This window comes from Pseudomonas sp. No.21 (genome assembly GCF_054558415.1).
In genome coordinates, this window is the sequence record NZ_BAAJNO010000024.1 from 38937 (window position 1) to 46134 (window position 7198).

Annotated in this window: 4 protein-coding genes; 2 read left to right on the plus strand and 2 right to left on the minus strand. The window is 60.1% G+C overall.

What is annotated here, in order from left to right:
- The first annotated feature begins 211 nt into the window (after nucleotides 1-211).
- Entirely contained in the window at nucleotides 212-1561 is a 1350-nt protein-coding gene (locus tag ACYJSS_RS29670; RefSeq protein ID WP_043243483.1) for an NCS2 family permease, read from the plus strand.
- 71 nt (nucleotides 1562-1632) lie between these two features.
- Nucleotides 1633-2259: a LysE family translocator gene (locus ACYJSS_RS29675; protein WP_111263411.1), complete on the plus strand. Its 627-nt coding sequence runs from the start codon at nucleotides 1633-1635 to the stop codon at nucleotides 2257-2259.
- Between the two features lie 208 nt (nucleotides 2260-2467).
- On the opposite strand, the gene ACYJSS_RS29680 is transcribed toward ACYJSS_RS29675, so the two are convergent.
- Together ACYJSS_RS29680 and ACYJSS_RS29685 are read right to left on the minus strand one after the other, a co-directional pair.
- Nucleotides 2468-2869 (minus strand): hypothetical protein, encoded by a 402-nt coding sequence (locus ACYJSS_RS29680; protein ID WP_146603056.1) that lies wholly within the window; start codon nucleotides 2867-2869, stop codon nucleotides 2468-2470.
- Nucleotides 2870-2871: 2 nt separating this feature from the next.
- Nucleotides 2872-7164: a DUF637 domain-containing protein gene (locus tag ACYJSS_RS29685; RefSeq protein ID WP_459481193.1), complete on the minus strand. Its 4293-nt coding sequence runs from the start codon at nucleotides 7162-7164 to the stop codon at nucleotides 2872-2874.
- Nucleotides 7165-7198 lie beyond the last annotated feature (34 nt).

A 7198-nucleotide genomic window follows, 5' to 3' on the forward strand; every position in this document is an offset into this window, starting at 1 on the left:
CTATGCCCCCAAAAAGCTGCACACAAGCCGACAAACATTAATTGACTTTTTTGTACACAAACACATAATCCGACTGCGTACTTTTTGACCCAAAAGTCAGAAAACTCGCACTGCCCCGTGAGGCACCAAACCTCAGGCTTTTCGCTGCGCAAGGGACCCAGGTAACCAGCCGGCCGAACAGCTAAAAACAACTAAATGAGAGGTACCTGCTGTGGAAAGCACCAAACAACAAGAACAAGGAACGTACGCTGCGAGCCCTCCCGCCAAAGGCCTGCTTGAACGCCTCTTCAAGCTGACCGAACACCGCACCACCGTGAGAACCGAACTGGCCGCCGGCCTCACCACCTTCATCACCATGGCCTACATCATCTTCGTAAACCCCAACATCATGGCGGATGCCGGCATCGATCACGGTGCGGCCTTCGTGGCCACCTGCCTGGCCGCCGCCTTCGGCTGCTTCCTGATGGGCCTGTACGCCAACTGGCCGGTCGGCCTGGCACCGGGCATGGGCCTCAACGCCTTCTTCACCTACACCGTGGTCAACACCATGGGCTACAGCTGGCAGATCGCCCTCGGCGCGGTGTTCCTGTCCGGCGTGCTGTTCATGATCCTGACCTTCTCGCGCATCCGCGAATGGCTGCTCAACAGCATCCCCAGCAGCCTGCGCTTCGCCATGGGCGCGGGGGTCGGATTGTTCCTCGGGCTCATCGGCCTGAAGACCGCCGGCATCGTGGTACCGAACTCCAGCACCCTGGTGCACATCGGTGACCTGACCTCCCCCGCCCCGCTGCTGGCCGCGATCTGCTTCCTGATGATCGCCGTGCTGGAATACCGCCGCGTGTTCGGCGGCATCCTGATCAGCATCCTCACCGTCACCCTGATCGGCGTCGGCCTGGGCATCGTCAAGTTCGGCGGCGTCTTCTCCATGCCGCCGAGCCTGGCGCCCACCTTCATGGCCATGGACATCACCGGTGCGTTCGACGTGACCATGATCAGCGTGATCCTGGCCTTCCTCTTCGTGCACATGTTCGACACCGCCGGCACCCTGATGGGCGTGGCCCAGCGCGCGAACCTGGTGAAGGAAGACGGCCGCATCGAGAACCTGTCGAAGGCCATGAAGGCCGATAGCGCCTCCAGCGTGTTCGGCGGCGTGCTCGGCGTACCGCCGGTCACCAGCTACGTGGAAAGCGCCGCGGGCGTCGCCGCCGGTGGCCGCACCGGTCTGACCGCCGTCACCGTCGGCATCCTCTTCGTCGCTGCGATGTTCTTCGCCCCGCTGGCCGGCATGATCCCCGCCTATGCCACCTCCGGCGCGCTGATCTACGTCGCCATGCTGATGATGGGCGGCATGGCCCACATCGACTGGGACGAGCACACCGAAACCATCCCCGCGATCGTCACCGTCATCATGATGCCGCTGACCTTCTCGGTCGCCGACGGCATCGCCCTGGGCTTCGTGACCTACGTGGTGATGAAGGCCTGCACCGGCAAATACCGCGAGGTATCGCCCAGCCTGTATGCACTTTGCGCCATCTTCGTCGCCAAGTTCATTTTCCTGTAAGCTCGCTCCGCAACACCCCAAGGCCCTGGCGCTGAAGCGCCAGGGCCTTTTCATTTCCCGGAGACGAGCGAATGAGCCTGGAAACCTGGCTGCTGTTCAGCAGCGCCGCGCTGGTGGTGATCCTGATCCCCGGCCCCCTGTCCCTGCTGATGGTCAGCAACAGCCTCAACTACGGCATCCGCCGCTCGCTGCCTGCGTTCCTCGGTGGCGTCAGCGCCGCCACCGGCCTGCTCGCCGCCTCCGCGCTCGGCCTCGGCGCCCTGCTGCTGGCCTCCGAGCAACTGTTCAGCGCACTCAAGCTGGTGGGCGCGCTCTACCTCTTCTACCTCGCCTGGCAGAGCTGGAAGCAATCGCGCAACGCCGCCAAACCGGTGGCGGCCGAGGAGCAACCGGTCAACCCGGGCTTCCGCGCCCTCTACTGGAAAGCCTTCGGCCTCGCCGCCAGCAACCCCAAGGACATCCTCTTCTTCGCCGCCTTCCTGCCCCAGTTCATCAGCGCCGACCGCCCGCTGCTGGGCCAGCTCTCGGTGATGATCGCCACCTGGGCCGTGCTGGACCTCGCCTGCAAACTCTTCTACGGCCTCAGCGCCCACGCCGCCGCCCGCTACCTGCGCTCCGGCCAGGGCCAGACCTGGTTCAACCGCGTCAGCGCCGGGCTGTTCGGTGCGGCGGGAACGGCGGCGTTGATATCTCGCTGAAACGGTTCCTCTGAAATGACGAAGCCCGGCGGATGCCGGGCTTTTTTATGATGAGGCAAGAGGGCTTAGCTGCAGGCGCTCAAACGAGCTCGTCGAACTACTCAGCGAAACAGACACAAGAACCCAGCAGCAGATTGACCGTACTGGCCAAGCCGCAGCCACTCACCCCGCTATCAGAGTGGAGGACAGGGAAAGCTGATCCACCTGCTCAACGCATACCACTGTAGGGATCCGCAATCGTTGAGGACATCTCAGTTTCTGCCTCCTCAATTGCCTCTCGACTGGCAATGGACATCACCTGCCTATCAAGCCCTAGAAGAAATTCCCAGGCTTCTACCAGTCCTAATTTAGATACGATCGACAAGGCATAATCGGTTACTTCTGGCTGGTCTCGCCAACATAAGATGATCAACTGTTCGACACGAGATTTCAGCGGCTCTGGCAATAAAGAATATGTATGCCATTGGCGATCAGCCAACTCGTCAAGCGCCTCCATGAACGGGAGCACTTCCATATCACCTTGTGTCTGTAGAAGCGTTTCGATTTCATGACGAACAGCTTCAGGTGCCATTCCCTCGGGTAACAACCGGTAATATTCAGAATTTTTCATGATCAAAAATCTACTGGTATGTGCGTTTCATTGGAGGCTTTTCTGTAAAGCCTCCCGTCTTGCCCCAAAAGCTTCCCACCAATTTTTATTTGTGCAGTCCAGCCAGATCCCGAGTTTGAACCTGGAAATTTGACGGCAGCATTCGCATCCGGAGAATGCCATTTTATCTCAACTTTCTGCCCTCCAATCATATAGTTAAATTTACTACCATCTGAGATGGTCGCCGATGGCTTAAAGCCATCAGGTGAGCCTGGCGGGACCAAACTCTTCAAATCATTTATATGAATCCGCCCATTACTCAGAGCCCCGATTGCCGACTGCTGCGGGTTGAAAAACGCAGGAACCTTTGTGCTTTTCGATGGCTGGTTTATTGGGCCGAAGTCCCCATCCGCCCGTGAAACTGCATTATCCCACTTCGGAGTCGTTGATCCTACTGAAGCCTTGGAGCCGGATGGCTCGACGATATCGGCCTTGGTTCCGGCGGTACTACCTTTACTCAGTCCCTTAAGCGCAAGGGGATTGATCCCAAATGGGTTGAAGCCAGTTTGTTCTGTAAATTTCGAAGCCTCTCCCATCCATCGAGGATCATTAGAGAAATAGAGTTGAGAAATATAGTCTAGGTGCAACTGACCAGCGAGAGTCCAATCATTAAGATTATCCCCCCCAATGAACGTATAAGACCGAAGAATTTTACTAGCAGCACCGTCTGGCAACTGGCTCTCCAAGCTATCTATAGCCTTAGAGCCGGCATCTATCTCTGCTCGAACTTCAGCACAATTTCCTACACTTGTGCATTCCAGCAAACGCTTATGATTAACCAGACTGCGCTCGCGAGCCTCACGATCCAACTCACCACACGAATTGTCACCATCACAAGCCCCAGCTTTCTCCTTAAGCTCCTCTACATCCTTATGATTGAGGAAATTATACTGCGTCGCGTTCTGTGCCACCCAGGCACCTTTCTCAAGATCTCCCCCAACAGCTGCCGCTGCAAACACACCGACGAGCTGGGATGACATTGCCAGCAGCTTGGGATCACTATTCACCAAAGCATCAAGCTGAACTACCAGAGCCTCATTGGCGCCAGCCGCAATTGCGCCAGTCTTGAAGTCGCCGCCAGTCGCCTTACTAAGCAAGCCACCTACAACAGCGTGAATAGCAATCTTCTGCGGTGAGCCGTCAGCTATTTTTCCCTTGGTGTAGTCCCCTAAAGCGTTGAACGAGGCTGCGGCCAATGTATTGTAGAGAGCGGTCTGTAAAGCGTCCTTGAACGAGGCATCACGCCCCATTAGTTTATTGAGCCCTGCTGCGGTAGTGCTCTGGGCTAGCTGATTACCTGCAAAGTTTCCAATCCCTTCTAGGGTTCCCAGATCAACATTATTGACCTTATTAGTGAAAGGGTTTGTCTCGGTACCAAACAGCTTATCGAAGAGGCCTGAAGTCAGACCTGCCGTCGCCCCGGCAACTGCATAATCCTTAAGGCTTTCCTTTGATGTGACATCTTTGAGTGTAGCCCCCAGATTGCCTCGATTGTTGATGATGCCTACGGTTCCCTTGGTAGCTGCTGAGGAGGCAACCGCACCCACGGCAGCCCCACCAACCCCCCCCCCAACAGCTGAGGCAGCAGCCGGCCCAACAACTACTGCCATAACGATCGCGATTACTAGCTGGGCTCCTGCCCCAAGCCCCGAGTTGCTGTATTTGAAGGAGTCATGGATTTCTTTGACCTGCCGCCAATCGATATCTCCACGCTGTTCAGCCGCTTTAATCCATGCCAATTGCGGGTCGGCAGCCACCATCGCATCGACGGTCTGGCTGACGCTCTGCTGGTTGATCTCCTTGATATCGATCTTCAGTCCATCGACAGCCTTGATGGCGATCTCGCCCTGAGCGATCAGTTGGCTCTGCAGGACCGTTTCATCCGTCTTGCCTTTGCCCTCCATGGAGTTCCACACGAAGCTGCTCTTGCTCTTCTCATGGCTCTCCTGGTGCATGTCCTTCACCGCTTCGAAGGTGATGGCACCGCCACTTTCAAGGGTCAGGTTGCCGCCGCTTTCCAGGTGAGCGCGCTGGTAAAGCTGGTCACCTTCGCTGGCGAGGGTGAGGTCGCCGCCGGTGATGATGCTGGTGCCGACATTGCGGACATCGGTGACTTCGTCGCGCTGGGTCTTCTTGGCGCCGAAGGCCCCCTTCTTCTTCATGTCGTAGAGGTGGTAGTCGCTGTCCTGCCCTGCGGTCAGGGCCAGCTGTTCGCCGGCGTACAGGTAGGCTTCATCGCCGGCCTTGAGCTTGCTGGCGCTGAGCAGCAGGTTGCCACCCGCCTCAATATCGAGATCGCCACCTGCTTCGATCACCGCCGCCTGCTGGCGGATGGTGCTGTCTTCCTTGTTGATCTTCTTGCCGCTGCGCTTGTAGCGGTATTCGCTGCTGCTCTCATCGGCTGCCGCAGCGATGGTGATGTCGCGCTCGGCCTCCAGGCTGACATTGCCCCCGGCCTTGACGGTGCTGGCAATCACGGCGAGATCCTGCCCGGCGCTGGCCTGCAGGTTGCCGCCGATCTGCACATCGCTGCCATGCTGGGTGGTGCTGGTATTGCTCCAGAAATGGCGCTTGTCCTGGCGCATGCTGCCGTTTTCCTCGGCAGCAGAGGCGATGACCAGGTCGTTGCCGGCCTTCAGGGTGGCGTTGCCGCCGGCCTTGAGGGTGCCGCCGATGTTCTGGAGGTCCTTCCCGGCGGTGAGGCTCAGGCTGTTGCTCGCCTCAATCCCGGCGGCCTTGTCCACCACGCTGGTGAGCTGGCTGAAGTTCTTGCCGCTGCGGGCGTCCTGGCTGATGGTGCGCTCGTTGATGATGTCACCGGTGAGGGCGATGGCGCTGACGTCCTTGCCGTTGATGATGCCGCCACGGGCGTTGCGGATGCTGTCGGTGGCCAGCAGGGACAGGCGATCGCCCGCCTGCATCAGGCCACGGTTGTCGATGTTCAGGGCGGACGCCTGCAGCTGGTTGCTGGCGCGCAGGGTGCCGCTGTTGCTGAGGCTGCTGCCGCTGATGAGGGCGACGTCCTGGCCCTGGATCAGTGCGCCGCTTGGCGCCAAGCGGTCCTTGGCCTGGGCCAGGTAGAGCACCGGCACCAGCACCTTCTCGCCATTCACGTCCTGCTCCTGCATCCACACGATGTCGTGGGTCAGGGCGGCCACCTGTTCGGCGCTCAGGGCCACGCCCGGGGCGAGGTTGAGGGCTTCCTTGCTGGCGATGGCGTTGTCCATCAGGTACTTGAACTGGGCCTCGTCCGAAGCCAGCCCATCGATGAAGCGTTTGCCGGTACGGGCGACCACCGCTTCGCGGATCAGGCGCTGTTCGTACAGGCCGTCCCCCAGGCGTTTCTGCGCCTGGTCGGCGTCGAAGCCGAGGCGGCTCAGCATGTAGTCGGAGCTGAGGAAGCTCTTGAGGTTGGCGAACTCGGCGCGGGTCTCGACCAGGTAGCGATGGCCGGGGCCGTCATTGACATGGAACAGGCCGTTCTGCCCCTGGGGCAGGCCGAAGCCCGGCAGTGTCAGCGGGTTGACCGCCTGCTGGTTGGCGTCCGGAGCCAGCTGTGCGTTGAGCTGCACCACCAGCGGTTGGCTGGTGAGGCCCACCTGGCTGTCCAGGCTCTGGGCGTTGCCGCCCTGGGGCGCCTGGTTGGCCAGGACCGAGTCGTTGGTGATGGGCTGGGTGGCCTGAATGCTGACGTTGCCACCGGCCTGGATGATGGCCGGCGAGCCGACACCGGTGGGCGTGCGCGTCTCGACGTCGCTGGTCAGCGCCCAGCTGTAGAGCGCGCTGGGCACTTCCTTGGGCATCGGCTGGGCGTTGTAGGGGTTGATGTAGTTGGCGCGGAAACGCTCGTCGGTACCGTCGGTGACGCGGCCGGTGTTGAAGCGGCGTACACGTTCGATGATGCCGCTGGCGGCACCCGTGTTCTCCAGGCTGGTGCCCTGGATGCCGATGTTGCCGGTGGCGCTCAGGCTGCTGTAGCGGTTGGCGATCACGCCGCCCTGGATATCGAGGTTGCCGCCGCTGTGGATGCGCGAGGCGGCGGAGTCTTCCAGCACCGAGCTTTCGAAGCGCTCGGTGGCGACGTAGTCGACGTTGTGGTGGTCGCCGCTGCAGTCGTAGCAAACCACGCTGATGGAGCCGGCAACCAGCGTCTTGCCGGGGGTGAACAGCTCCTTGCGGTTGGTCAGGGTGGCGGCGCGCAGGGTCATGTCGCCCGTGGACTCGATGCCGCCGGAACGGTTCTCCAGCAACGCCATCTGCCCATTCGCATCGTCCTTCGCCACGCTCAGT